Raw genomic sequence first — 26466 nt, forward strand, 5'->3', positions numbered from 1 at the left:
TGGGGATGGGTGGCGGAGGAGCGGGAACGGGGGCGATCGGCATGGAGGACAGCGCGACAGGTGCGGCGGCCGCCGCCCGATCGGCGACGTCGCCGATCGGGTACGCGTCGAGTCGGGCCGGTCCGGAGACGGCGATCACCGGCGCCTCCGGTTTCCTGGGTGCCCGGCTGGCCCGCGAGCTCCTGGACCGCGGCCACCGGCTGGTCCTGCTGGCCCACGCCGGATCCGGGGACGCCCTCGCCCGGCTGGGGCGTTTCCTGGCGGCCAGCGGCGCGCCGTCATCGATGATCAACGGTCTGCGGGGGCGGGTCCGGGAGGTCGAGGTGGACATCGCCCAGCCGCTGCTCGGCCTGCCCGCGGATGCCTTCCACGAGCTGGCAGGCACCCTCGGGGCGCTGTGGCACAGCGCGGCGGACACCACCCTGGCCGGCGCGTCCGAGCAGCTGCACCAGGTGAACGTCGAGGGCACGCGGCACGTGCTGGACCTTGCCGCCGCCGCGCCGGGCCAGCCCGCCGTGTTCCACGTGAGCACCGCGTTCATCGCCGGTTCCCGTCGCGAGGAGGTGGCCTACGAGGACGACCTCGACGGCACCCAGGGCTTCGAGAACTCCTACGAGCGGTCGAAGTTCGACGGCGAGGTCCTCGTCCGGCAGTGGTCGGCGGATACCGGCCGGCCGGTCGTGGTGTTCCGGCCCAGCCTGCTGCTCACCGACGTTCCGTCCCATCCCGACCTGCCCCCGCACACGTTGGACGCGGTCGCGCGGGCGGTGCTGACGATCGTGTCGATGGCCGCCCAGCTCGATCTGGGCGGTGGCGGAACCGGCGAGGCGGACCGGTCGACGGTGCGGGTGGTCGCCGACCCCCGCGCCCGGCTCAACGTCATGCCCGTCGAGGAGGCCGCTCGGGACATGGTGCACATCGCCGGTCACGCCCCGTCCGACGGTGTCATGACGTATCACATCGTCGGCGACTCGGATCTCACCGTGACCCAGATCATGCTGCTCTTCGAGGAGTTCTTTCCCGCGCATCTCGTCGCCGTACCGGAACCCCCCCGAGACCAGACGGAGTTGGAGCGAATGGTCGACCTGGTACCCGGATTCGTCAGCTACCTGCTCCACCGGCACGTCTTCGACGACACCCGGGCGCGCACGGTGCTGGGCGAGCGTCAGCCGTCCCGGTCCATCGACCGGCAGTACCTGCTCGCGGCGCTCGGGGTCGGGGAGCTGGTCGACCGGGCGGTGCTGGACGGGCCGCCACCCACGCCGGCCACCGGCGGGCGGGAGGCGCTCGACCGGGCCCGGGCGGTCCGGGAGCGCCGCGACGACCAGCAGCACCGGTTCCGGGAGCCGTCCACGGCCCGTCCGCACGCGGTGGAGGCGTCCTGATGGCGATCTCCTCGAGCCCGGCCCGCCGGCCCCCCGGCCGCGGCGTCGGTCCTCGTCGTGGTCCCGCGCTCGCGGGCGGCACCGGCCTCGCCAGCCGGGCCCGTCGGGCCGACCGGACCACCACCGCGGGGGACACCCCGCCCACGCCGCTGTGGCGACCGGGCCGGCACCCGGCGGTGTTCGACGAACCGGGGCTGAGCGCGTGCGCCCGACAGATCCGGGAGCCTGTCCACCTGCTGGCGGTTCCCGGGCGCGGGCTGGGTATCGGCCTCGGCGGCGCGGTCGTGGCGCCGGGCGGCGTCCCGATCCCGCCCAGGGCCGACGGAGCCGGGGCTCGGGTCCTCGGCGTCCTGCCGCCGCTGTACCCGGAGTGGCTCGGCGACCGCTCGTTCGGCGCGGCGCATGGGGTTCGCTTCCCCTACATCGCCGGTGAGATGGCCACCGGGATCGCCACCACCGAACTGGTGACCGCCATGGCCCGGGCCGGCATGCTCGGCTTCTTCGGCTCCGGCGGGCTGCCTGTGGCCCGCATCGAGCAGGCCGCGGCCGCCCTCGCCCGGGACCTCGCCGGCATGCCGAACTGGGGGATGAACCTGCTGCACTCGCCGGGTGACGCGAGCCTGGAGAACGGGACCGCCGAGCTGCTGCTGCGCCACGGGGTCCCGTGTGTGTCCGCGTCGGCGTTCATGACCCTCACCCCGGCGGTGGTGCGCTGTTCCGCGGCGGGGCTGCGGCGTGGACCCGACGGCGGGATCATCCGTCGGACCAGGGTGTTCGCGAAGATCTCCCGGCCGGAGGTCGCCCAGCTGTTCATGTCGCCGCCGCCGGCGCCGCTGCTGCGGACCCTGGTCGAGCACGGTCAGCTGACCGCCGAGGAGGCCGAGCTCGCCGCGGGACTGCCGGTCGCCGAGGACATCACCGTCGAGGCCGACAGCGCGGGGCACACCGATGGCCGTCCGCTCACGGTGCTGCTGCCGTCAGTGCAGGCCACCCGGGACGCGGTGGCCGAGCGGTTCGGGCTGCCCGGCCGGATCCGGGTCGGCGCCGCCGGCGGCCTGGGCACCCCGCAGGGCGTCGCCGGGGCCTTCGCGCTCGGTGCCGCCTACGTGCTCACCGGTTCGGTGAACCAGGTCAGTGCCGAGTCCGGACAGTCGAGCGCGGCGAAGGAGATGCTGGCCGGCGCCGACATCGCCGACGTGGCGATGGCGCCCGCGGCGGACATGTTCGAACTCGGCGCCAAGGTCCAGGTGCTGCGCCGGGGCACGATGTTCGCCACCCGGGCGGGCGCGCTGTACGAGGCATACCGGCTGCACGACTCGTTCGAACAGATTCCCGGCCGCCAGCGGGCGAAGCTCGAACGCGACGTGTTCGGGATGGCTCTGCCGGAGGTCTGGCGGCGTACGGCCGAGTACTGGCAGGCCCGCGACCCGGCCCAGCTGCGCCGCGCCGAGCAGAACCCGAAACACCGGATGGCCCTGCTGTTCCGCTGGTATCTCGGTAACTCCGGACGATGGGCGCTCGCCGGCGACAGCTCCCGGCGTACCGACTACCAGATCTGGTGCGGACCGGCGATGGGAGCGTTCAACCGCTGGGTCGCCGGCAGTTTCCTGGCCGATCCCGCGAACCGCACCGTCGTCCAGATCGCGCTGAACCTGCTGGAAGGCGCCGCGGTGGCAACCCGTGCGCAGCAGCTGCGCAGCTGTGGACTGCCGATCGCCGCGTCGCGGTTCCCTCCCCGGCGCCTCGCGCCCGCGTCCGGTTGACCCCGTCCCGGGCGATCCGCCGCGGCGGGCCCGTTTCCGGCGGATCCGTTTCCGGCTGACCCGTCCCGTAACACCTGATCCGGCCGAACCGCCGGAAACCCGCACCAGCCGGCCCGCCCGCCTACCGCCCCGACGGCGGGCCGGTCAGGAGAGGAGCGCAGGAGACATGGCAACCAGCGACCTCACCAGGACGGCCACCGGTCCACCGGGAGCGGGTCACCAGCCGCCGATCGCCGTGGTCGGCGTCGGCGCGATCATGCCCGGTTCCGACACGGCGCCGGGGTTCTGGAACTCGATCGTGCGCGGCGAGGATCTGATCACCGACGTCCCCCGATCGCACTGGCTGCCCGAGGACTACTTCGATCCGGATCCCACCCTGCTGGACAAGACCTACGTGCGCCGAGGGTCGTTCCTGCCGGTGATCAACTTTGATCCGACCGAGTTCGGCATCCCGCCGGCCGTCATCCCGGCCACCGACACCGCGCAGCTGTTCGCCCTCCAGGTCGCCGACCAGACGCTGCGCGACGCCCTCGGCGAGCGCTACGAGGAGGCGCCCCGGGACCGGTTCGGCGTCATTCTCGGCAGCGGGAACCTCGAGCTGCTCAGCGAGATCTACATCCGGCTGGGCCGGCCGATGTGGTACCGGTCCCTGCGCGATCTCGGCTTCTCCCACCAGGATGCGGATCGCATCTGCGAATACCTGATGAAGGACTATCCGCGCTGGCAGGAGGCGACCCTGCCCGGCGGCCTGGGGAACATCGTTGCCGGCCGGATCGCCAACCGCCTCGATCTGCACGCGGTGAACTACACGGTGGACGCGGCCTGCGCCAGCTCGCTCGCCGCGGTCTCCGCCGCGGTCAACGAACTCGTCCTCGGCCGCGCCGACATGATCATTGCGGGTGGGGTGGACGCCCTGAACAACCCGTGCACGTTCGTCAGTTTCTGCCGGACACCCGCACTGTCCCGCAGCCAGGACTGCCGGCCCTTCGCCGCGGACGCCGACGGCACCCTGCTCGGCGAGGGCGTGGCCATGGTCGCGCTCAAGCGGCTGGCCGACGCCCAGCGTGACCATGACCGGATCTACGCGGTGATCCGCGGCATCGGCACGTCCTCGGACGGCCAGGGCTCCGCGATCTACGCGCCGACGCCCGGCGGGCAGATCCGGGCGCTGCGCGCGGCCTACGCCGACGCCGGCTACAGCCCGCGGACCGTCGACCTGGTGGAGGCGCACGGTACCGGCACCGTCGTCGGGGACCGTACCGAGGTCACGGCGTTGACCGAGGTGTTCGGCGCGGCCGGCGGGGACGACGGCCGCTGGTGCGCGCTGGGCTCGGTGAAGTCGCAGGTCGGCCACACCAAGTCCGCGGCCGGGGCGGCCGGCCTGCTCAAGGCCGTCCTCGCGCTGCACCATCGCCTCCTGCCACCGACGATCAAGGTCGTGGAGCCGAACCCGGATCTCAACCTCGACACCAGCCCCTTCTACCTGAACACCGCCGGGCGGCCCTGGGCCGAGCCCGTCGAGCACCCGCGGCGCGGCTCGGTGTCGAGCTTCGGCTTCGGCGGCATCAACTTCCACATCGCCCTCGAGGAGGCACCCGAACCGCCCCGGTCGCCGAGCCACGCCGAACCTGCCGGGCGGGTGGCCGCTGCGGACGGGAACGCGGTGGCGGGCGGGAAGGCGGTGGCGGGCGGGAAGGCGGTGGCGGGCGGGAAGGCGGCGGACCGTCCCCGCGCGCCCGGCAGTGAGCTGCTGCTGTTCAGCGGCGACAGCGGCGAGCAGGTCCTGGCCGCGGTCCGCGCCGTCGACACCGCCCGCAGCTCAGCCAGATCCGCCCATTCCGGCCGGGTCGCCGCCCTGGCCAGAGCCGCGCAGCAGGACTACGACCCGTCCCGGCCCGCCCGGCTCGCGGTTGCCGCGGCGAGCCTCGACGAGCTCGCCGCCCGGCTCGACCAGGCGGCGAACCTCATCGCCCGCCGTCCCGACACGTCGTTCACCAACCCGGTCGGGGTGCACTACCAGGTCGACGACCCGCGGGCGCCGGGCGCCGACCGGTCGCCCGCGTTGCTGTTCCCGGGCCAGGGCAGCCAGTACGTGGGTATGGGCGCCGACGTGGCGATGCGTCATCCGGCGGCCCAGCAGGTGTGGGACCGGCTCGGCGGCCACAGGTTCGGCGCGGGGAGGGACGCACGCAGCATCCACGCGATGGTGTTTCCCCCGCCGGCGTTCACCGCCGCCCAGCAGGCCGCCCAGCAGGCCGCGTTGACAGCGTCCGAATGGGCTCAGCCGGCGCTCGCGGTCCATTCCCTGGCCCTGCTGGCCACCCTCGACGACCTCGGCGTGCGCCCCCGCGCGGTCGCCGGGCACAGCTTCGGTGAGCTGACCGCGCTGTGTGCCGCGGGCAGCATCGCACCTGATGACCTTGTCCTGCTGGCCCGCCGCCGTGGCGAACTCGTCCGCGGCGCCGCCGACACCAGCCCCGGGCGGATGCTCGCGGTCAGCGCGGGAGCCCCGGACGTCGGTGCCGCGCTCGGCGAGGAGTCGAACGGCGCGGGCCGCGCGGTGTGGGTGACCAACCTGAACGCGCCGCGCCAGACCGTCCTGTCCGGTACCCCGGAGGGGTTGGCGGCCGCGCAGGGCCGTCTCACCGCCGCCGGCCTCACCTCCCGCTGGCTGGAGACCTCCACCGGATTCCACTGTCCGCTCGTCGCCGATGCGCGGGAACCGCTGCGTCGTTTCGTGGCCGGCATCGAGATCCGTCCGCCACGCCACGCCGTCTACGCGGGCGCCAACGGCCAGCCCTATCCGACCGATCCGGACGCCATCCGGGACCGGATCGTCGATCAGCTCACCACACCGGTCCGCTTCATCGACCAGATCGAGCGCATGTACGCCGACGGGGTGCGGACCTTCGTCGAGGTCGGTCCTGGTGGGGCGCTGACCGGCCTGGTCGACCAGATCCTCGACGGCCGTGACCACCTCGCCGCCAGTCTGGACCGGCGCGGCCAGGACGGCGACGCGATCCTGACCTCGGCGCTCGGGCGGCTCGCCGTCCACGGTGTCCCCCTCGACCTCAGCCGGTTCTGGGCGGCGCGACCGGAGCCCAGGCCGCGGAAGCTGGTGATGAGCGTGCCCATCGACGGATCGAACTACGGTCGGTATTATCCGGCGCCCGAACTGCTCGACGGCCCGGCCGAGTACGAGATGTCCGACGCGCCCTCCTCGAACGGCTATGTCTGGGCCGAACCCGCGTCCGGGAACGGCCAGCCGCACGATCCGCCAGCCGCAGGCCCCGGCAGCCAGGCCAGGAGCGGGTCGAACGGCCAGGTGACGGCGCCCGCCGGCCGGCCGGCCCCGGCGGACACCCCGCCTCCGCCGGCCGTCCCGTCCGTCTCGGTTGGACCGTCCGTCTCGGCTGGACCGGCTGGACCGGCTGGACCGGCCGAGTCCGGGATCGCGGGTGGCGCGGGCGAAGCGATGCCGCCTCCCGCAGCCGACCGGTCGGTGCCCGGGGAGTTCGTCCTGCCCCCGGCGCCCACCACCGGTGTGGCGGAGCACGAGGCGGGTGGCGGCGAGCACGCGATGATCGTCACCGCGCCGCCGGCCTCGCCGGGGGAGGTTCTGGGGGCGCACGTGGCCGCGCCCGGCGGCCGGGTGGGATGGATGTCCGCGCTCGAGGCCGCCCACCGGCAGACCACCGAGGCACACGTCGTCTTCCAGCAGCTCCTGACCGAAGCGCATCTGGAGTTCCTGCGGATGTCCGGTGCGGTGTGTTCGGGACTGGCTGGGATGCCCCCGGAGGACACCGGCTACCACCAGGAGCCCCTGGCGTCGCGGGACATCGCGTCCGTGGGCGGTCCGCCCGCGGCGGTGGACAGCCGCGAGCCGCGTGCCGGGACCGCCCAGCAGCCGGTGGCCCTGACCGACGACCAGCTCGGGCCTGCTCCGGTCACCGCCACCGCACCCGCCCCGGTTGCCGTCACCGCCACGGCACCTGTTCCCGTCACCGACGCCGCCACCGCACCTGCTCCGGTCGCTGAGTCCGGGACGGACACCGCACCCGGGGCGGGCGCGGCACCGGAACCGGCCCCCGCCCTCGGCGGGGTGGACGTTGCCCAGATCGAGGACCTCCTGCTCACGGTCGTGGCGGAACGCACCGGTTACCCGCGGGAGGTGCTGACGACGGACATGGAGCTCGAAAGCGATCTCGGTATCGACTCGCTCAAGAAGGTGGAGATCCTCTCCGCGCTGCGCCAGCAGGTGGGAGACACGGCCGTGGAGGTCAGCGAGGCCGACGGGATCGCCGAGCTGGCCGCCATGCGGACCCTCGGCGAGGTGGTCGAGCTGATCCGCCAGCGCCTGGATCCCACCGGCGACGGCGATCCCAGCGATCAGGCCGGCGGACCCGGGACGGCCGGTGGTGCCCCCTTTCGAGCCGGCACCGACTCCGACGTCCGACCCGTCACCGACAACCCGGCCGGCGCCGCGCCCGCCCGGTCCCGGGGCGTCGGTGACGGCAACCGAACCGGCGCCAGCGAGCCGCCGCTGAGCAGGTACGTCCCTGCGCTTGCGGCCGTGGCGGCACCCGGCCTGGCCCTGCCGGGGCTGGGTGCCGGGTGCCTGGCCGTCGTCGACGGGGGCAGCGGGATCGGGCAGCCACTGGTGGACGAACTCGCGCGGCACGCAATCGCGGCCGAGGTGGCCACGGCCGACGCCGCCATGACCGACGCCGCCACGGCCGGGGCGGTCGTCCTGCTTGCCGGCCTGGCCGAGGTCGACGCCGTCGACACCATGCTCGACCTGCAACGCGACGGGTTCCGCTGGGCGCGTGCGGCAGCCCGGTCCGGCCCTCGCCTGTTCGTCACCGTGCAGGACACGGGGGGAGACTTCGGACTCGGTGGCCGGCAGGGCGATCGTGCCTGGCTGGGCGGCTTCACCGCGCTGGCCGCCACGGCGGCCGCGGAATGGCCCGCCGCGGCGGTGAAAGCGATCGACTGCGCACGGGCAGGTCGCGGACCTGCGCAGATCGCGGCCGCCCTTGCGACGGAGCTACGTCATGGCGGCGCGGCTGCGATCGTCGCCCTGCGCGCCGACGGAGGACGGTTCGTCCCCCGGGTGGAACCGGCGCCGCCCATCTCCGACGCCGTGGCTGCCACCGGCCCCGGGACGGCGGACACCCCGGGGAACGTCGAGGGCCCGGCACCGGCGATCGGAACGGACTCCGTGCTCGTCGTCACCGGCGGTGGGCGCGGGGTGACCGCCACGGCCGTGATCGAGCTGGCCCGCCGCTGCCGGCCGAGGCTGGTGCTGCTGGGCCGGACGCCGCTCGTGGACGAACCACCCGGTCTCGCTGCGGCCACGGACGAAGCGGGGCTCGTCCAGCTGCTCGCCGAACTGCGTGGCACCAGCGGGGGGCCCGCACGGCTGCGCGGGCAGGCACGGGAGATCCTCGCGGTCCGCGAGGTGCGGGCGACCCTGGCCGAGCTGACGGCCCTCGGCATCCCGGTCCGGTATGAGCCGGTCGACGTGCGCGACGCCGCCGCGGTCAGGTCGGTCCTCGACGAGGTGCGGCGCGCCTGGGGACCGGTCACCGGCGTCGTCCACGGTGCGGGCGCGCTTGCCGACAAACTGATCGTGGACAAGGCCGATGACGCCTTCGCCCGGGTCTTCGACACGAAGGTGCGCGGCCTGCGCAACGTGCTCGCCGCGCTCGCCGGTGCACCACCGGCGCTGTTGTGCCTGTTCACCTCGATCGCCGGCTGGTTCGGCAACGCCGGGCAGAGCGACTACGCGATGGCCAACGCCACGCTCGACCAGGTCGCCTCCGCCTACCAGGCCGCCCATCCGGACTGCCGGGTCCGTTCGATCGCCTGGGGTCCGTGGGCCGGTGGGATGGTCGGACCGCTGCTCGCCGAGGTCTTCGAGCAGCGGGGGATCACCCCGATTCCGCTCGGGCTCGGAGCGGCGGCGTTCGCCGACGAGGTGGCGGCCGGGCCGGCCGACCGGGACGACGCGCCGCAGTCCGCGCGGGTGCTGATAGCCGGCCCGGGGACGGATGTGTGCCGCGGGGCGGATGCGTCTGCCGGGGAGGAGCCCACGGGTGCGCGCCCGCTCGGGCAGCTGACCGTGCACGTCCGGTCCCAGCCGTGGCTGGCGGACCACAGCCCGGCGGGGACGGCCGTGCTGCCGCTCGCGATGGCGCTGGACTGGCTCGCCCGCGGCGCGGAGTCCTACCTCGGCGCGCACCCCGGTCGGGACGCAACCGGGCGGGAGGACGGACTGGTGCTGTGGGACCTGCGTGTCCTGCGCAAGATCGCACTGCCCGAGCTGGCCGGGGATGGCCACCGATTCCTGGTCAGGGGCGCGGCCGCGGGGCCCACGGGCGGCGAGCCGACCGAGCTGCGCCTGCGCCTCGAAGGCGCCGATGGCGTCCCGTACTACAGCGCGCGGCTGTGCCTGGACGACGCCCGCCCGCGCACGGCCGCCGACTGGCCGACGCCGACCGGGCTGGTCGAGCGGCCCGAGGAGGCGGCGAGGTACCGGGAGCGGATCTACGGTGTGGGCGCCCTGTTCCACGGCCCGCGGTTCCGCGCGATCAGCTGGCTGCGGGGGATGGCGCCCGACGGCGCCGAAGGGACCATCGTGGGCGTGGACGCGCTGGCCTGGGGCGGCGGCGACTGGTACTTCGACGTCGCCGCGCTCGACGGCGGCATGCAGCTCGCCGGGCTGTGGGCATGGCGGGCACTGGGCGGCGCGATACCTGTCGCGGTGCGGGAGTGCCGGATCCACCGACCCGGCCTGCTGCCCGGCCCGGCGCGGGGGGTGGTGCACGCCCGCGGGATCAACGGCGTCCATGCCAGCTGCGACGTCGCCGTCCTCGACGGCGGGATGACCGACGCCGGGGTGACCGACGCCGGGAGGAGCGTCAGCGGCGAACGGCCCAGGATCGAACTGCTCGGGGTGGAGCTGGTGCTGCGCCCGGACCGGCTGGACCGTCCGCATTGACGTCCTCCCCCGCGTGAACGCGGGGGATTCCAACTCCTACACACCCACCAAGGGAGGTGCGTAGTGTTGAGGTTCGCGGTTCACCGGCACCGGCAGTCCGGCGCCTCCCCGCGCAGTCACGGCCTGTCCGGCCGCGATGTTCATAGCTGCGTTCACGTCAGCGTTGGCCGTGTGTCCGCAGGCGACGCACCGGAATCGCGCTTGGCTCTCACGCGATCCGGCGGCCACATGCCCGCAGGCCGAGCAACGCTGACTCGTAAAAGCGGCCGGGATTCTCTCGACCCGGCCAGGGGCCTTCTGTTCCAACCGCTGGACGAGCAGGCCCCAGCCGGCGGCGAGGATGACCCGGTTCAGCCCGGCCTTTTGCCGTACGTTCCGGCCCGGCTCGGCGATTGTGCCTCGCGCCGACCGGGTCATGTTCGTGATCCGCAGGTCTTCGACGCGGATCACGTCGTATTGCCGGGCGAGGTCGGTGCTGGTCTTCTCGATCCAGTCCTTCCGCCGGTCGCCTTCCCGGGCTTTCACCCGAGCGATCCGAACCGTCAGCTGGGCCCGCCGGTTACTGCCCCGCTTGGCGCGGGCGAGCCGGCGTTGCAACCGGACCCAGCCGACTTTCGGGATGCGGACTTCGGACCAGCGACGGTTGATCTGCCGGACGTCCCGAGGGTTTCACCGCAACGATCCGGAACCCGGGCTTCCGGTGGGAACCCCGGAAAAAGTTCGCCATGGCAGTGGAGAAATCCCGCAGGGCCTGCTGCTGCACGATGATGCTGCCCGCTGCAAGCCAGTCGAACTCTCGGCGGGCTTCGGTCACCTGCCGGTTCTGCTCGGCATAGCCGGGCGCCGGACCGCGCCGAGGTTTCCACCAGGATCGCTGTTCCACGGCAAGGTTCCACACATAGCGTGCGTGCCCGCAATGCTCGGCCATCATCGCCGCCTGATCGGCGGTCGGATAGAGCCGGTAGCGGGGCATGCACCCTATTCTAGGGAAGGGATATCTACCAGTGGACAATGTGAGGCGCTGTTTCCTCCCCGGCCTGAAGGCCGGGGCATCCACGGCGCAAACCCGGTGACCAAAGTGCCCGCTGAACCTGATGATCTCTTCCTGATGATCTCTGCCCTGGCGGCCGGAGGGGGAGGGGTACCGAACGGCGCGGCGGGTCAGTCGACGACACGCAGCGTCGCCGGCACGTCCATCCGCCGGACCCGCCGCGCGCTCAGCAGCGGCGCGACCGCCACGGCGCCCACACCCAGCAGCACCGTCGTGAGCAGCGTCGACCATGACAGCACCGCCCGTACCCCGAGGTCGGGCACGGCGTCGGCGAGCAGTACCTCGACGCTCCACCGCAGCGCCCAGTAACCGGCCACCAGGCCGAGCGCCGTCCCGAGCAGGCCGATGAGCGAGCTTTCGGCGACCGCGAGGGCGAGCACCCGCCGCGGCGGCAGGCCGAACGCGAGCATGGTCGCCTGTTCGCGGCGCCGCTCGTCCAGCGTGATGCTCACCGCGTTGTAGGCGATCAGCAGCGCGAGCAGCAGCACCGTCACCTCGGCGATCCGCAGGATACCGACGAAGGTCTGCAGCAGCGAGCGGATCTCCTCGATGGTGGCCGTGGCCGGCGCGACCGAGCCGACGCCCGGGATCGCGGCGAGCGTCCGGATCGCCGCAGCCTGGGAGTATCCCGGCGCCGGGCGGACGGTGAGCGCGTTGGTCAGGCCGGCGAGGCCGAACGAGCCGGCGTCGGCGCTGTTGAGGAACGCCACCGACCGGACCGCGAAGTTGTGGATTCCGGCTACCCGGACAGGGGTGTCGACCGTGCGGTAGCCGGTGCCGACGCGCCGCGGATGCCGCAGCACGACGTAGTCGCCGACCCGCACGCCCAGATCGCGGGTGGCCTTCGCCGCGAGCAGGAGACCCCCGGTCGTGGTCCCCTCGCTCACCCGGGGCGACCACCCGGCGGAACGGGTGTCGAGGATGTAGGTCAGCACCTCGATCGGTGGGTGCGCTGAGGAGCCTGGCATGTCCAGGATGCGGGCGGGCAGCGCCAGCTGGGTCTCGGTCGCGGCCACGGCCGGCGAGTCGCGCACGGCCCGCACGGTCGGGGCCGTCACCGGCTGCACGCTCGGCAGGACGACCTGCAGCCGGTCGGGCATGCGGTACGTCAGCTCCGCCTCCGCGGCGTTCGTGGTGCGGGTGAACGTGTCGAGCTGGCCGGTGAACACCACCAGCGCGATCACCGCGGCGGCGATGCCGAGCGCGGTCAGCAGCGCCCGGCGCGGTGCCCGCGCGAGGTTGCGCACCGGCATCCGAGCCTGGCTCCCGCCGGGCAGCACCCGGCCCAGGATGCCGTGCCGCGGCGGCCGCCGCGTCCGCCGCCGGCGCGTGAACCGCGGCCCGCGGCCGGCGATCGCCGTCGCCCGGATCGCCTGGACCGGCTCGACCCGCAGGGCCCGCCAGACCGGCTGCACCGCCGCGACCATCGGCAGCAGCAGCCCGATCGCGGCCGCCCGGGCGAACACGCCGGTCTGGAAGCCGGTCCGCCACACGGGAAGCGGCCAGTCGCCGCGCAGCAGCGCCCCCATCGCGGCCGTGATGACCAGCCCGGTCCCGATGCCGACGAGCACACCCAGCACGCCGATCTGCAGGCCCAGCAACAGCGGGCGCAGCGCCAACAGCCGGGACGGCACCCCCAGCGCCATACCGATGCCGATCTCCCGGCGCTGCGCGTCCACGACCCTTCCGACGAGGTTGAACGCCGCGAACATCGCGCCGATCAGAACGAGGAGCGCCAGCGAGTCGAACAACGCCTGGTTGCTGTCGATCGAGTTGTACATGATCTGGCGCGACGTGATGTCCGCGCGATCGGTGACCGTCGCGCTCACGCCGGGCAGCCGTGCGGCCAGCGCGTCGGTGAGCTGGCGCCGCAGGGCGCCGGTGTCGGCCCCCGGCCGGACCGTGAGGACCAGGTCGTTGACCGCGTCCGGTTTCCCGGCGAGAACCTGCGCGGTCGCCAGCGAGGTGTACAGCACGCCGAAACCCGAACGGGTGATCAGGCCAGGCTGCTCGCCGGGCAGCACGAAGAACTCCGGGCTCTGCCCCTGCCCCGCGTACCGCACCCGAGTTCCGCCGCTGATGCGCACCGTGCCGGTGCGTGGCAGGTGGTTCGCGGCCGCGAAGGTGCGGTCGAGGATGCCGACCGGCCGTCCGCTGTCCGCCGGTGCGAGGCCCCGGCCGGCCGCCGTGGAGATCCCGTCCACGAGCGGTCGGGACGTCAGGTCGACGCCGACCACCTCGCCCCGGGCCAGGACGTCGCCGTGGCCGGGCCGGGACGCGTCGATCTCGGTCGGGATCAGCAGGCGTTCGGACGCACCCCGCACCGCGGCCGCGTCCGGCAGCACGGCGACGAGGGCGCGCAGCCGGCCCTGCGCGACGGTGCTGCCGGCGTCGAGGCTGACCCGCAGGTCGTGCACGTTCAGCTGGGCGAAGCTCGCGTCGTAGGACTCGTGCCGCCACCGCGACGTGCTGGTGAGCCCGGCGTACAGGCCGGTGCCCTCCCCGACGACCGCGGCGAGGGCGAGTACCAGCAGCAGGCGTCGGCGCAGGTCACGCCAGGACCAGCGCAACCACAGCCCGGCGGAGCCGGCCCGTCCGGTCTGTGCCGCGACCCGCGGGCCCCGGACCGGCACGTCAGGGTCGACCGTCCTCACCAGTGGAGCTCGCTGACGGCCCGCTGGCCACCCGGTGGCGGACCGTCCGCGACGATCCGTCCGCTCGACAGTTCGATCACCCGGTCGGCGATCCGGGCGATCTCCCGGTTGTGCGTCACCACCAGGACGGTGTGGCCCACCGCGGGCTGGACCCGCAGCAGACCGAGGATCGCGACGCCGGAGTGGAAGTCGAGCTCACCTGTCGGCTCGTCGGCCAGCAGGATCGGGTTTCCGGTTGCCAGCGCACGGGCGATCGCCACCCGCTGCTGCTCACCGCCGGAGAGCTGATGGGGGAAATGGTCGCTGCGTTCCGTGAGCCCGACGCCGTCCAGCACCTCCTCGGTGACCTCGGCGGCCCGGGCCCGCCCGGCCACCTCCGCGCCGAACTGCACGTTCTCCCGGGCGGTGAGCGCCGGAAAGAGGTTGAACGACTGGAAGACGAAACTGACCGTGTGCCGCCTGATCTCCCGGCGCTCCCGCGGCGACGCGCGGGTCAGGTCCGCACCGCCGAGGCGGACCGTGCCCGCGGTCGGGGTGTCCAGCGCGCCGATCAGGTTGAGCAACGTCGTCTTGCCGCATCCGGACGGCCCCAGAATCACCACGAACGAGGAGTTCGACACGCTCAGGTTGACGTCCTCCAGCGCGCTGACACCCGTTTCGCCCGTCTCGTACCGTCTGGTGAGGCCGCTCAGCTCGATGAGTGTCCTCTGGTCGGCGCTACCGGTTCCGGGCGTCGCCGGATCCGGGGAGGCGGCCTTCGTCATGCGTCCCTCCTGCAGGTGTCCCGGTGCGTCGTGTCCCGGTGCGTCCGGGTCGGGTCCCGCGGTCCGTGCTCCGCGGCAGCCATGCCTCCACGGCCGGGTCACGGCGACGGCCGGTCACAGTCTCGACCCGCGCGGGCGCCGATCGGCGCACCTGACCGCGGTGACTTTCGGGGTGCCGGGCCCAGCGCCGGACGGACAGTCCTCGAGGGTGCCACCGGCCAACACCTCGCGCACCTGCACCGCATGCGGGCACGTCGACACCGCCGGGCTCAGCCGATCACGGCCCCTCACTCAGAGCTCCGCGACGGGCGTGTTGCCGCCCTCCGCGGGGCGTCGGCGGGCCACCATCAGGCCCGTGGCACGACACCCTTACCTGCGCCTGGGCATCCTGGCGGGCCTGCCTCTGCCCGGGCTGATCGCCCTGTCCACCATGTCCTGGGCGGCGGCGCCGCCCATCCCGGTCGACTACCTCACCGGGCCTGGCCCGGTCGCCATGGCGACCGACGACCTGACCGGGGACGGTGTCGGCGACCTGGCCGTCACCAACACCGGCAACAACACGCTGTCCGTACTGATCGGCAAGGGTGACGGAACCTTCCGACCCCCGCTCATCTACCCCACCGGCTCCGGACCGTCCGGGGTACGGGCCAAGGACCTCGACGGCGACGGCCGGATGGACCTGGCCGTGACGAACAGGTACGACGACACGGTCATGGTGTATCTCGGCTTCGGTGACGGTAGGTTTCGATTCCCGGTGCCCTATCTCGCCGGAAGCGGACCGGCGGGCCTGCGCGTGGAGGACCTCAGCGGGGACGACGTCCCCGATCTGGCGGTCAGCAACGGCTTCGACGGCACGATCTCGCTGCTGCTGGGCAACGGCGACGGAACCTTCCAGCTTCCCGTCCCGTACGTCAGCGGGCCGAGCCCGTCGTCGCTGGGAGTCGGCGACTTCACCGGGGACGGCATCTCCGACCTGGCCGTCGCGAACACCGCCAACGGCACGGTCTCGGTGTTTCTGAGCAACGGCGACGGCACCCTGCGCGGCCCGCAGGTCTATGTCACCGGGCCCGGGCCCTCCGGGGTGACGGTGGGGAAGATGAACGGAGACGACACCAACGACCTGGTCGTCGCCAACGCCGGGAACGCCACGGTGTCGGTGCTGCTGGGCAATGGCGACGGCACCTTCCAGCCGCCGATCACCACCTTCTCCGGCCCGGGCGCCTCGGGGGTGGAGACCGGCGAGTTCAACGGCGACGGGGAGCGCGACGTGGCCGTCGCCAACCAGGGAAACCAGACCGTGTCCGTGCTGCTGGGCGACGGCAACGGCAGGCTTGAACCGCCGAAGGTCTATGTCGTCGGTCCGGGCCCGTCCGCGGTGAAGGCCGGCAACTTTCGGGCCAACGAGGACGACCGTGACGACATCGCCGTCACGAACAGCCGCGGCGCCACGGTGTCGGTCCTGCTGAACCGCAGTGGCGACTGCCCCCCTTGACCAGGGCAGGTCCGACGCTGCCAGCAGGCGGCCTTGGCCCGCTGGTCCTTCCGTGGCAGACCCGCCAGCATCCGCGCCGCGGACTCCCACAACCGGACGCACCCGCACCATCTCCTCCGGCGCGGTTCGTTCACCGCATCAGAGCGAGGGAGGTTTGGGCCTGAGGGCCGGATCTGGGAGCGCCGACGGCGGCGCGGAGGACGGCGGCGATTCGGTCGGAGTCACCGTGCCAGCGCCAGGACCATTCCCCGTGAGGAGGGGGTCCTTCTTTGCGGAGTCGGAGTTGTCAATGGCCTTCTTGAACTCATTCACGGTACTGAGGATCGAGGTGGCGATAAGGCCCAGGAAGACCTGGGTCTCGATGTCCATCTCCTTCAGGTTCGAGGTGCCGAAACTGACCTCGGAAGCGAAGTCGGTACGTGCCGCGAGCATGATGGCCCCGATGCCGGCAACCCAGGCGATCACCTGTGTCAGGACACCGTTCCAGCGACGTGCACGTACATAGGTAAGAAAGTTCACGAAGGTGAAGACAAGCGTTCCGACGGCGACCAGCGGCGCAAAGGACATAGGTGTTCCTTCCTGCTCCACTGCTGTGCTCGATCTGGTCGGGGCACAGTGACGGCCAGCGCTGGACAAGTGATCCGCTCTACTGTCGAAGCTGGCGTCTGATTGAAACGTGGAACCGCGAACCGGTTCGCGGCGGCGCCGGCATGCAAGCAGCTGCTGCTGCTATTCAACTAGCGGCGTTGCGGAGCGCAAGACGATCTCAATTGGAGGCGGTCTGAGGGAGGTGCCCGCCGCCGCGCTCATCGCCGCGATCCTTCTCGAGATCGCCACGGCGCTCGCACCGCTGCTGGCCCTGTGAGGTCTGCGCGGACTCAGGGCGCCAGCTCGATGCGAACATTCGGGTCGGTGTCGTGGATGAGGGCGACGTAGTTGCTGTTTCTTGACCGCCAACCGCGTGGCAGCAGAAACCACACTCCACCGTTGTGCAGCAGGACCCGCAGTCCGCTGTAGCGATAAGCATAGGCGGCGTCGTGCAGGTCGAGCTGTTCGCGGGTCACGCCCGTTCCGTGGATCGCGATCCTCTGGTGGGTGTAGACGATGGCATGCGGCGCTGCGGGCAGATTTCGTTCGAACGACCGGGCCGCGGTCCGTCCGTAATGGTGCCCGACGGTCGAGGTCCCCCAGAACACGGCGACGATCGCGAGTGACACCAACGTCGCCGTGTGTGCGACCCGGCCGGACGCCCGGTTTGGCCGGACGTTCCCGGAAGCGCCGAACCCATACCCCGACGTGAGGAGATACGCCACCGCGGCCACCGCACCACCCAGCGCGACCGGCGCGAGCAGGTCGGAGCCCACCCTCTTGGCCGGTGAGAGGAGCCCGGCGACGGCCACCCCGAAAAGGACGGCCGCGAGGACGGCGATCCCGTTCGCGACCGCCTTCCTGGTGCGGGCGCCGGACCGGGCCAGGCGAGCGTCGAGGAGCGGTCGGACCGTGAGCGCGGCCGCCGCCACCGTCAGCAGGGTTGCCAGCGGCGCGAAGGCGACCTGGCCGCCCTCGAGCAGGTAGTCGGTCGTGGTGAAGTCGACCGTGCCGAGATCGATGCCGAAATGGTTGTAGTACGCCTTCTCGCGGGTGTACCCGAAGAAGTACAGGACGGCGGTCAAGGCCGTGGCTGGTGCGACCACCCGACCCAGCAGCTCGACGGCGCCGCCCAGTTGCGAGTCCTCATCGCCGGTGTGGTCGTCGCCGGTGTGGTCGTCTTCCCTCTGGTCGTCTTCCCTCTGGTCGTCTTCCCTCTGGTCAGCCATGGCCGCTGCCGGCCTCGCCGGGGGGCTGCTCCGGATGAGTGCCGCCCGGCGGCGGTTCCGTAATGGGCGGTTCCGTAACGGGCGGTGGTGTCGTGGGCGTGACCACGGTGGGCGGCGACTCGATGATCGGCGGCTTCGGCGGTGGCGTGGTGGACGGCCCGGCGGGGGATGGCGGTGTGGTGATCGGCGCCGGCTTCGACGGCGGTGGCGCGGACGGGTTGCCAGCTGGCGATGTCGGCGGTGTGGGTGGACGGGGTGTCGTCGCCGGCAGTCCGCGAATCTCGGGGACTGCCGCGGGGGCGACGGGCAGGACGAAGCAGAGATGGTCGGGGTGGTCCCCGCACAGCGGACTCCCGGGACGATCATCGGTGATCCAGACGAGGTAGCGCAGCCCACTGCTCATGGCGACGGGGCTCATCCGTCCGATGGCTCCGCGGCTGTTGCGCCCGTCGGCGGCCGCGAGCACGCCTGTCCGCAGACAGAGATCCTTCTCCCCGCACGCGGGTGCGTGCGCCGCCACCGCGATGGCCTCTGTGCAGGCGCTCCCTGGGACGACCTCGCTGGCGTCCTCGCAGCTTCTGGAGGCACTGATCGCCTGCTGTTCGGTGAGCAGGTTCCCGACGACATCCTCGGGCGGTGCGCCGACGTCCTCGCCGATCGCCGGCGCGTTGGACTGCAGGGGCAGCTGGGTCGGCTCGGTGGGAAACTGCGGGTCCGTGGCGTCCGCGCCCTGCATGGAACCGCAGGAGGCGAGACCGAGCACCGCCGTGAGTACAAGCGGGACCGCGCGCACGAACGGCACCGCGAGCTGACGCACGTCTGCCATGTCCGCCAAGGTTCCTTCCGTGCACCCGAGCCGTCGCCCTCGCCGGCGCAGGGCGCGGTGTGATCGGTGACAATCATGCCGGTCGGTCAGCGCGATTTTGTGCGATGAAATCCGGCGGTGGTACCGGTTCTTCTGCTGGTACAGCATTTTCCGGCGGCACGCCGATCGCTGGCTGAACAATGCGCTCCCCACGCCGATCACGCAACCCCTGGGTTCATATGCCGGGCAAGGGTTGCCCGGACCGCACCAGGCGGCGGGCAGAGTCAGGGGGAGTTCGGGCGTTCCGGACACTCGGGGAAGTCGCCGCGCACCGGCTGATGTCCGGCGGTGGCAGATTTTCCCGGCTGGAAACGACCGCCCTGCTGTCGTTTGTCGCCGGAGCTGCCGGGTAGTCACCTCATTGGCTCCAGATGCATGTACGGGTCGGGATAGGCGTTCCAGCTCTGCCTTTCGTTCGACACTGTGATCAGCCTGCCGTTGTCCGGACACCCCGCGATTGCGCGAGCTCGGCGTCCAGGTGATGAACTTCTTGTGATCGTCGAAGGCACCCGGCTCGGTCGACCGACTGTGGAGGGCTCATGCCTGCGACTCGCTATTCGTCTGCCACCTATCGTCCGGTGCGTAACAGCTCCGGGACCATGACTTCTCCGACCAAGGGCCTCATCCCGCATGTGCAAGTCGGCAAGGGATCATTGTTTGGCTGGTTTGACAATCCGGCTTCCCAGGTCAGCTCCCATCTGTGGCTGTCGAGGAGCGGCACCCTCGAACAGTACGTGCCGTTCGACAAGAAGGCATGGGCCGAGGCCGCCGGAAATCCGTTCTGGATCAGCGTCGAGTGCGAGGGATTCCCGAACGAGGACTACACGCCCATACAGCTGCAGCGGCTCGGTGAGCTGTACGCCTGGGGAATGCGTGAGTTCGGGTGGCGCCCGCAGGTCGCCGATTCGGTCGACGGCTTCGGGATCGGCACCCACCGGATGGGCGGCCCGAAGTGGGGCGGCCATTCCTGCCCGGGCGATGTCCGGGCGGATCGGCGGCGCGACATCCTCGAGATGGCCCTTGGCAACAAGCCCGACGCCAGAGGGGAGGACGTGCCGGAGGGGAGCGATGCGCGCCAGCGCTACGCCGGCATGCCCACCTTGCAGGAAGGCTCGCGGGGCGCCGACGTCGCCGAGCTCCAGAATGCGCTGAACATCGTCTTCCACCATGAGACGACGGCGGGTGACCTCGCCCGGCTGGCTCCCGACGGCGAGTACGGGACGCTGACGACCGCGCGGGTCGCCTCCCTCCAGCGATATGCCTCACCCTGGTTCGGCCGGATCGGGGACGACGGAGTGTGCGGCCCCGATACCTGGCGAAAGATCGGTTACATCCTCACCGGGCTGGACAGGACGGTCTGACCGGGCCGCCGCCTCCGCCTGGTCACCCCATGCAGTCGGTGGCACTACACGATGACGGTCTCGACGAAGACCAGGCGACCGTCCGGATCCGGCGGGCCCGGGAGCCGTCCGGGCGCTGCTCGCGGGTCCACGCGAAGGTGGGCAGCACCGATACCAGGCTCGGTGGGGCCGGGCGGCTGGAGCTCGGGATCTCCACCTGAGCCGCGGTCCCGGCCAGGGTCACCCGGTCGGCGTCCTGGGCGACCTCCGGGGGACACCCGCTGGGTGACATCGGTCGCGTCGTCGCGGCGGAACATGTGTCGCGAGATCCGGGTAAGGACGCCTGCAGTGCACTCTCGTCGGCCTGTGGCTCGGGCCGCAGGCTCGGCACCACTCCTCCACGATGTCGAGGAAGTTGATCGCGAAGTTGGTCAGCGTGCCTCGCACGCTCGACTGTGGTTGACCGCCGCCGCGCGTCGCGTGCAGCGTGCTGGAGAGCGTGAGCGTGGCGCCGGGGCGAAGCACCAGCGGGCCGGCGCTCTGCAGGGGCGGTGACCAGGTGAACGTGACCTCCACGCCCTGCGGCGTCACCTGCTGGCGCACCTGCGGGAGCTGGTCGAACCCGGTGATCGGGCCCACGACCGTGTCCAGTCTGATGCTGCCCGGCAGCCGTGCGTCCCCCAGCTCGGCGAACAGCCGCGACCTGATGCTCGCGAGGTCGTCGAGCCCGGCAGGCACGGCCCCGAGCGACCGGGACAGCGCTCCGATGGCGACGTTCGGCCGGGCCAGGCCGCCGGCCTGGCGGGCGGGCAGGTCGACGGGCAGAGCGCCTTCCAGTCGAGCGAAGACGTCGCCGGCGCCGGTCGCCGGGTCGACCAGCGTCACGACGGCCGCCGGTAGCGGGTTGGTGGCCGTGGCGCCGATGAGGTGGTCGACCGCGGGAATCGAGACCGCGGCCCGCGTGACGAACGGCAGGGCCGAGGACGCCGGCGCCGTGGCGACGAGGCCGGGCCCGTCCGGGTCGGGGACGGTGGCCGAGCCACGCGCCGCGCCGAAGGTGAAGGACTGCACGGACAGGACGGTCGCCACCGGGTCGCCGGGGGCGAGCGCGACCCCTTGGCCCCCGAGCTCGACGGTGCTCACCGGCTGGTAGAGCGGGGCCGGGTCGGCCGGGTCGTCGGCTGGCACGAAGACCAGCGGCATGTGCAGGTCCACCGGTTGACCCGCCCAGTCCTCGCCGACCACATGAAACCGCAGCGGTGTGCCGTCAAGCCCGGACACGACGAAGGCGGTCCCGCCGGCCGCGGCCTGCGGCGGCGTCACCAGGGTCTCGATGCGGGCCCGGCGCAGCGGGAGGGCGTGGTTCTGCGGGTGAGTGGTGCGGGACGCCTCGTAGTCGCGGGTCTGCTCGCGCACGACGACGCCGGACTCGGTGCGGACCAGGAGGTCGGCGACCCCGTCCGGGCCGAGCCGGCGTTCGAACGGCACGCAACCCGGGAACCTGGGTCTCGTCGACGCGGTCCGGGTCGCGCAGGCCGAGACGGGTCTGCCACAGCTCGCTGACCCCGCCGTGCGTCACCGGTTCCGTGGGGTGGCTCCACCCGGCCAGTTCGTTCGGTGACAGCACCAGCCGGTAGGGCAGCTCGATGGCCGTCTCGGTCGGGCCTGGTTCGGTCGGGGCCAGGATGGTGCCGTCGGCCTGCGGATGCGCGATCGCGTTGGCGGTGATGCTCGGCGTGTGGGGGGTCCGGTCGAGCAGGCCGCGCAGTGTGAAGTCGGGCGGGTCGGCGCCGTCGCCCAACCGGAAGACCAGCCGGCTCGGGTCCGCGGCGACGAACAACCGCGCCCCCCGGTGTGCGGGTCGCTCTGGGTCTGCTCGGCGACATGCTGGGGTGCCAGGCGCACAGCGAGGTACGCGGGTTCGGTCGGGACGACCCGGATCAGGCGGCCGGCAGGCCCCTGGGAGGTGTCGAGCTGGAGGTTGAAGAAGTCGAACGTGAGCACGAGCAGGTCGTCGGCGCGGATCACCGTCTGGGTGAAGACACCTGTTGGATCACTCACGCGCGGCTCCTCACGCCAACGTGGCCTCGACGAGCACGCAGGGGCCGAGCGGCACTCCGCATAGTATTCGATCAACTGCGGTGGGTGAAGTTTAGTCTTCGAACTGCACGCGCATGAAGAAGCTCTGCGTGCCGGCGTCGCGGAACTGCTGGCACCGACGCCCAGGCGACCAGGGTCGTCGCCGCCGAGAACCCGAGCTGATCTCCCTGGCCAGGGGCCTCGCCCGACGGTTACCTTGTCAACGGCTGTGACGTGGGGTGCAGGGCGCGCTCCGTGGCCATCCCGCGGCGTCGGCCACGAACGGCGGTGCGGTGCGCGCCCCGGGAGGCCCGACCGACACCGACGTCGGCGGGCGAGGTCTCCTTGCGGACCTGGTAGACCCAGCTTCTGCTGACCGCGATGCCCTGGGCGGCGAGCACCGCCACCGTGGCGGTGACAGATCCGCTGGTCTCGTCCAGGGCACGCGCGATCGCCTCGCGTTTCGCGGCCGGATCCGCCGCACCGTCCATGCCGGCGGACGACGCGGCCTGCGACTGAACGGCCTCCGGCAGGGCACTGTCCACCTGATCCGGGATCGCCCGATCGAGGGTCGCCCGATCGGACCCCGCCTCCTGGGGAACTGCCCGGCCAGGACCGTCGTCCACCCGGAGGACGGCCCCAGGGCTTTCGGCCCGGACTGGGTCGTCTCCCACGCTCGGTGCCGGCACGGGAGTCGGCTGTGTGGTCGACGGCTGTGGGGCGGACGGCGGCGGAGCGGTCCTGGCGGCGGGGACGGTGTCCGGGGCGGCGGGCGTCGGGTCACGCTGCTGGGGGATCGACGTGACGGGTTGACCCGGCCCGTCGGCGTTGCGGCGACCGGCCGGATGGATCTGACGCATGAGCAGCTCGTAGGAACCCAGCAGCGCCAGCGGCGGCCAGCCGGCGATGATCCGGGCGGTGACCGTGGCTTCGGCGTGCAGCACGTTCGCGACCAGGGAGGCGCAGGCCCCCAGTGCCAGGAGAAGGTAGGCCAGCATGGACCGGCGCCGCCCGGCCCGGCGGTCCGCCAGCATCGCCATGGACGCGGCCACGATCAGCCCGTCCACGCTGAACGGCAGCACGGTGGCGGTCAGTGAGTCCTCCCCGTGCACCATCGCGACCCCGCGCATGTGCCGATAGGACACGAAGGCCGCTACCGCCGCCACCGTCGCCACCGCGACCACCGTCGTGATGCGGATCGTCCGCTCGGCCCGGGTGCCGGCGGATCGACCCCCGCTCGTCGGCTGACCACCGTCCACAAAGCTCTCCTAGCTCGGTCCGGAAAAGTCCGTATTCCTCGCTATCGTGCGCCGACGCTGTCGGCTTCCTTCGCACCGCCCGGCCGGCGAGGAACGTTCGTATCCACCCTGGTGCCTACCGTGAGGGGCCGGCTCGCCGCCGCAGGTGGCGGGTCACGGCCCGCGACATCCGTACCTCGGCACGACTCCCCTTTTTTGTTGCCCGGGTACCCGGGTGGGGGCGGCAGCGGCTCCCCGGTGGCGGCACCCGCCGCGAATTCGCCCACGCCGCGCGGGCGCCGCGCCGCGGAGGGCTCGGCGCGCCGGCAACGCGCCGCGGAACAGCGGTGACCACCAACCCGCCCGCCGGCCGGTGGATAGCGGATGTAAATGGCCCGATTGGAAGATCGGGGCGGAGGGTTGTGGCTGCCGGAAGGCCCGCCTACGGTGGGCACGGAATAGTCTGCGAGGAAACGCAGGAGGAGTTCATTCATGTCGACTGTCGCGCCGGAAAGCGCCCACAGTTTCGAGGTTTTCACCCACTACGAGCGCCTCCAGTGGAAGGTTTCCGACCTCGACCTGGACAACATCAGGCGGGACCTCGTCCAGCCGTCCTACATACCCCTGGTAAAGGGCGTCGTCATGGGGGAGGCCACCTCGCTCCCCGGCCTGCACGGCTTCCTCAGCGAGTTCGACGACGACTACGACTGCTCCGCCTTCGTCGCCGTCTGGGCGTACCAGGAGCTGCAGCACCACTACGCCTTCCGGGCCTGGCTGCGGGGCGTCGACGTGCACATCGACCAGGCCAAGATCGAGTCCCTGCGCGAGCCCTACGAGGCCGGTGTCACGCCGAGCGCCACGCTGACCACCAACGTGATCTCCGAGATCATCGTGAACACCGTCTACCGGGCATTGTCGGAATGGGTCGAGGAGCCGGTCCTGGCCGACCTGTTCCTGCGCGCCAGCCGGGACGAGGCGGGTCACGCCCGCGAGTTCCTCTACTACCTGAAGCGTCGGCTGGAAACCCACCCGCACGAACTGAAGTCCGTGTTGGAAAGAATTCACTTCTACGTCACCAGCTCGCGGCTCAACCACCCGGTCGGTGTTTACAAGCACCAGCGGGTCGAGGAAATGCGCGGCTACGAAACCGTGGACGACGTCATCGACGTCTTCATCCAGATCTCGCCGCCGGACGCGCTGGACAAGCTGCAGGCCAAGCTCCGCCGCATGCTCGGGACGGCCGTCGGCCACGACCTCAGCCGCAACGCCGCCATCCGGCACGCGATGGCCGACCTGGCCGGCTGAGTACCCGACGATGCACAGCCATTCGGCCGAACCCCAGCCCGCCGAGCAGACACCCGAGGGCGCCGACGGGGAGTACCTCCCGGTGCCCTGGTCGGTGCTGGCGGACTACCGCTGCTTCGGCTGCTCACCGCACAACCCGAACGGCCTGCGCCTGCGGTTCGCCGCCCGGCCGGACGGCGAGATCGACACCCGCTTCCGGCTGGGCCGCGGCTTCGAGTCGTACCCGGGGATCGTCCACGGCGGCCTGATCGGGGTCATCTGCGACGAGACGATGGGCAACCTGATCGTGCTGCGCACCGGCCTCACCGCGCTCACGACCGGGATGCGCATGCGGTACGTCACCTCGATGCGGATCGACGCGGACTACCAGTGCGTCGCCCGGCTGCTCACCACCGAGGCCGACGCGGGCTCGACTCCGGTGGGGGCGGGCGGCCTGGTGCGCGCCGAGTCCGAGATCCTCGACTCCGCCGGCGGCCTGGTGGCCTCGGCGAGCGCCACCTACCGACCGATCTCGATGGCCAGCGCCCGCGAGCGCCTTGATCTGCGCTCGGACGAGTTCGACCAGATCGAGGCGGCCCTCGCGGCGACTCAGGTGGCCGGCCCGGCGCCGGTCGCCGGCGGCCCGAACTGACCTCGCTCCACCGCCCCCGCCCTGGAAATCCCGCCCCGGCCGGCGAGACAGCTGGCCGGGGCGACGTCCAACCGAAGCCGAAGGAGTCACGATGACACCGTCCCGCGACGAGATCGTCCGTACCGTCACCGAGATCGTCCACCGCGAGATCGGGATCCCCATCGACCGCCTGGCCCCTGACCTCGACCTGCGGGGCGCCGAAGGCGCGGACTCGGTGAAGGTCCTCGTCATGATTTCGCGGGTGGAGCGCACCTACGGCATCGAGATCGACGACGAGGACGTCTTCACCCTGTCCTCCATCAACGACGTCGTCCGCGCCGTCCAGACCGGCCTCACCGCGGCGACCACGGTCTGAACCACCGCTCCCACGCACGCCGGCCACCGGCCACCGCGGGGTGGTGGCGGTCGGGTCAGGTGGGGGGTAGACGGACGAGGCCGAGGTAGAAGTCGTCGATGCTCTGGACGGTGGCGAGGAAATCGTCCAGATCGGTGGGTTTGCAGACGTAGGCGTTCGCGTGGAGTTCGTAGCTGCCGGCGACGTCCTCAGGCGCGTCGGACGTCGTGAGGATGACCACCGGAATGCGCGCCAGCGCCGGATCGGACCTGATCGCGGAGAGTGTGCCACGGCCGCCCAGCCGGGGCATGTTCAGATCGAGGATAATCAGATCTGGCAGCGGGAACGACGGGTCGCGCAGGTATTCCAGCGCCTGCACGCCGTCGCCGACGGTGTGCAGTTTCTGGCCGAATCCGCGGGAGAGAAATGCCTCCTCGACGAGCAGGACGTCGCCGGGATCGTCATCGGCGAGCAGGACACTGTAGGGGCGGCTCGGTGCTGCGGCGGTCATCAAATTTCGAACTCCATCAGCTTCACGCTCGCACTCGGTCGAGTGCACCGCAATCATCGCACACGCCCTCCCCGCCGATTGTGATCATACGGCGAGCGTCGGGCCCGGCGCGCTACGTCGCGATCCGGCCGAACGAGCCACCTCACCGCCTCACCGCGTAAACATTCACGTGGTTTGGTGATCTTGCTGTGAGTTGCTGGCGGGTCAGCCGGGTGTGGATGTTGTTCGGCGTGC

The 26466-nt window shown here is 71.9% G+C and carries 17 protein-coding genes and 1 pseudogene; 9 read left to right on the plus strand and 9 right to left on the minus strand.

Annotated elements, in window-relative coordinates:
• The first annotated feature begins 41 nt into the window (after window positions 1-41).
• The 3 genes from MXD60_RS14285 (at window position 42) to MXD60_RS14295 (ending at window position 10151) form a co-directional block, all read left to right on the plus strand.
• A complete protein-coding gene (locus MXD60_RS14285) occupies window positions 42-1385 on the plus strand; it encodes an SDR family oxidoreductase (protein WP_248819546.1) in 1344 nt (447 codons plus the stop codon).
• Window positions 1385-3148 (plus strand): PfaD family polyunsaturated fatty acid/polyketide biosynthesis protein, encoded by a 1764-nt coding sequence (locus MXD60_RS14290; RefSeq protein ID WP_248819547.1) that lies wholly within the window; start codon window positions 1385-1387, stop codon window positions 3146-3148. Before MXD60_RS14285 ends, MXD60_RS14290 begins: the two co-directional genes overlap by 1 nt.
• Window positions 3149-3314: 166 nt before the next feature.
• Window positions 3315-10151: a type I polyketide synthase gene (locus MXD60_RS14295; RefSeq protein WP_248819548.1), complete on the plus strand. Its 6837-nt coding sequence runs from the start codon at window positions 3315-3317 to the stop codon at window positions 10149-10151.
• 36 nt (window positions 10152-10187) lie between these two features.
• On the opposite strand, the pseudogene MXD60_RS14300 reads toward MXD60_RS14295, so the two are convergent.
• The 3 genes and pseudogenes from MXD60_RS14300 to MXD60_RS14310 form a co-directional block, all read right to left on the minus strand.
• Window positions 10188-11124: pseudogene (locus MXD60_RS14300) on the minus strand (RNA-guided endonuclease InsQ/TnpB family protein).
• Window positions 11125-11312: 188 nt separating this feature from the next.
• Complete coding sequence (locus MXD60_RS14305) at window positions 11313-13856, minus strand: ABC transporter permease (RefSeq protein ID WP_248819549.1); 2544 nt, start codon at window positions 13854-13856, stop codon at window positions 11313-11315.
• A complete protein-coding gene (locus MXD60_RS14310; RefSeq protein WP_248819550.1) occupies window positions 13853-14620 on the minus strand; it encodes an ABC transporter ATP-binding protein in 768 nt (255 codons plus the stop codon). The genes MXD60_RS14305 and MXD60_RS14310 overlap by 4 nt, the downstream gene beginning before the upstream one ends.
• Window positions 14621-14975: 355 nt before the next feature.
• Here MXD60_RS14310 and MXD60_RS14315 point away from each other — a divergent pair, with 355 nt between their 5' ends.
• The gene (locus MXD60_RS14315; protein ID WP_248819551.1) at window positions 14976-16112 is read left to right on the plus strand and encodes an FG-GAP repeat domain-containing protein; all 1137 of its coding nucleotides are present in this window, start codon (window positions 14976-14978) and stop codon (window positions 16110-16112) included.
• A 138-nt stretch (window positions 16113-16250) separates the two neighbouring features.
• On the opposite strand, the gene MXD60_RS14320 is transcribed toward MXD60_RS14315, so the two are convergent.
• The 3 genes from MXD60_RS14320 to MXD60_RS14330 all read right to left on the minus strand — a co-directional run bounded on the left by MXD60_RS14320 (window position 16251) and on the right by MXD60_RS14330 (window position 18755).
• Entirely contained in the window at window positions 16251-16679 is a 429-nt protein-coding gene (locus MXD60_RS14320) for a hypothetical protein (RefSeq protein WP_248819552.1), read from the minus strand.
• A 311-nt stretch (window positions 16680-16990) separates the two neighbouring features.
• Entirely contained in the window at window positions 16991-17929 is a 939-nt protein-coding gene (locus tag MXD60_RS14325) for a hypothetical protein (protein WP_248819553.1), read from the minus strand.
• Window positions 17922-18755, minus strand: coding sequence for a hypothetical protein (locus MXD60_RS14330; RefSeq protein ID WP_248819554.1), 834 nt, complete (start codon window positions 18753-18755; stop codon window positions 17922-17924). The genes MXD60_RS14325 and MXD60_RS14330 overlap by 8 nt, the downstream gene beginning before the upstream one ends.
• Before the next feature lie 578 nt (window positions 18756-19333).
• Here MXD60_RS14330 and MXD60_RS14335 point away from each other — a divergent pair.
• Both MXD60_RS14335 and MXD60_RS14340 read left to right on the plus strand, forming a co-directional pair.
• The gene (locus MXD60_RS14335) at window positions 19334-20155 is read left to right on the plus strand and encodes a peptidoglycan recognition protein family protein (protein WP_248819555.1); all 822 of its coding nucleotides are present in this window, start codon (window positions 19334-19336) and stop codon (window positions 20153-20155) included.
• A gap of 38 nt (window positions 20156-20193) precedes the next feature.
• The gene (locus MXD60_RS14340) at window positions 20194-20355 is read left to right on the plus strand and encodes a hypothetical protein (protein WP_248819556.1); all 162 of its coding nucleotides are present in this window, start codon (window positions 20194-20196) and stop codon (window positions 20353-20355) included.
• 19 nt (window positions 20356-20374) lie between these two features.
• On the opposite strand, the gene MXD60_RS14345 is transcribed toward MXD60_RS14340, so the two are convergent.
• Both MXD60_RS14345 and MXD60_RS14350 read right to left on the minus strand, forming a co-directional pair.
• Window positions 20375-21622 carry a hypothetical protein gene (locus MXD60_RS14345; protein WP_248819557.1) on the minus strand — a complete coding sequence of 416 codons (1248 nt, stop codon included), beginning with the start codon at window positions 21620-21622 and terminating at the stop codon, window positions 20375-20377.
• Window positions 21623-22425: 803 nt separating this feature from the next.
• Window positions 22426-23472 carry a DUF2637 domain-containing protein gene (locus MXD60_RS14350; RefSeq protein ID WP_248819558.1) on the minus strand — a complete coding sequence of 349 codons (1047 nt, stop codon included), beginning with the start codon at window positions 23470-23472 and terminating at the stop codon, window positions 22426-22428.
• A gap of 471 nt (window positions 23473-23943) precedes the next feature.
• Here MXD60_RS14350 and MXD60_RS14355 point away from each other — a divergent pair, with 471 nt between their 5' ends.
• The 3 genes from MXD60_RS14355 (at window position 23944) to MXD60_RS14365 (ending at window position 25742) form a co-directional block, all read left to right on the plus strand.
• On the plus strand, window positions 23944-24756 hold the full coding sequence (locus tag MXD60_RS14355) for a ferritin-like domain-containing protein (protein ID WP_248819559.1): 813 nt from the start codon (window positions 23944-23946) through the stop codon (window positions 24754-24756).
• 10 nt (window positions 24757-24766) lie between these two features.
• Complete coding sequence (locus MXD60_RS14360) at window positions 24767-25387, plus strand: PaaI family thioesterase (RefSeq protein ID WP_248819560.1); 621 nt, start codon at window positions 24767-24769, stop codon at window positions 25385-25387.
• 91 nt (window positions 25388-25478) lie between these two features.
• The gene (locus tag MXD60_RS14365; RefSeq protein WP_248819561.1) at window positions 25479-25742 is read left to right on the plus strand and encodes an acyl carrier protein; all 264 of its coding nucleotides are present in this window, start codon (window positions 25479-25481) and stop codon (window positions 25740-25742) included.
• Window positions 25743-25797: 55 nt separating this feature from the next.
• Here MXD60_RS14365 and MXD60_RS14370 read toward each other — a convergent pair whose 3' ends face one another.
• Window positions 25798-26232: a response regulator gene (locus MXD60_RS14370; protein ID WP_248819562.1), complete on the minus strand. Its 435-nt coding sequence runs from the start codon at window positions 26230-26232 to the stop codon at window positions 25798-25800.
• Window positions 26233-26466 lie beyond the last annotated feature (234 nt).

The organism is Frankia sp. AgB32 (assembly GCF_023243045.1).
Classification (GTDB): domain Bacteria; phylum Actinomycetota; class Actinomycetes; order Frankiales; family Frankiaceae; genus Frankia.

Coding starts and splice junctions, on each gene's coding strand:
- MXD60_RS14285 (WP_248819546.1), top strand. CDS start 42: ATGGAGGACAGCGCGACAGGTGCGGCGGCCGCCGCCCGATCGGCGACG.
- MXD60_RS14290 (WP_248819547.1), top strand. CDS start 1,385: ATGGCGATCTCCTCGAGCCCGGCCCGCCGGCCCCCCGGCCGCGGCGTC.
- MXD60_RS14295 (WP_248819548.1), top strand. CDS start 3,315: ATGGCAACCAGCGACCTCACCAGGACGGCCACCGGTCCACCGGGAGCG.
- MXD60_RS14310 (WP_248819550.1), bottom strand. CDS start 14,620: ATGACGAAGGCCGCCTCCCCGGATCCGGCGACGCCCGGAACCGGTAGC.
- MXD60_RS14320 (WP_248819552.1), bottom strand. CDS start 16,679: ATGTCCTTTGCGCCGCTGGTCGCCGTCGGAACGCTTGTCTTCACCTTC.
- MXD60_RS14325 (WP_248819553.1), bottom strand. CDS start 17,929: ATGGCTGACCAGAGGGAAGACGACCAGAGGGAAGACGACCAGAGGGAA.
- MXD60_RS14330 (WP_248819554.1), bottom strand. CDS start 18,755: ATGGCAGACGTGCGTCAGCTCGCGGTGCCGTTCGTGCGCGCGGTCCCG.
- MXD60_RS14335 (WP_248819555.1), top strand. CDS start 19,334: ATGCCTGCGACTCGCTATTCGTCTGCCACCTATCGTCCGGTGCGTAAC.
- MXD60_RS14355 (WP_248819559.1), top strand. CDS start 23,944: ATGTCGACTGTCGCGCCGGAAAGCGCCCACAGTTTCGAGGTTTTCACC.
- MXD60_RS14360 (WP_248819560.1), top strand. CDS start 24,767: ATGCACAGCCATTCGGCCGAACCCCAGCCCGCCGAGCAGACACCCGAG.
- MXD60_RS14365 (WP_248819561.1), top strand. CDS start 25,479: ATGACACCGTCCCGCGACGAGATCGTCCGTACCGTCACCGAGATCGTC.
- MXD60_RS14370 (WP_248819562.1), bottom strand. CDS start 26,232: ATGACCGCCGCAGCACCGAGCCGCCCCTACAGTGTCCTGCTCGCCGAT.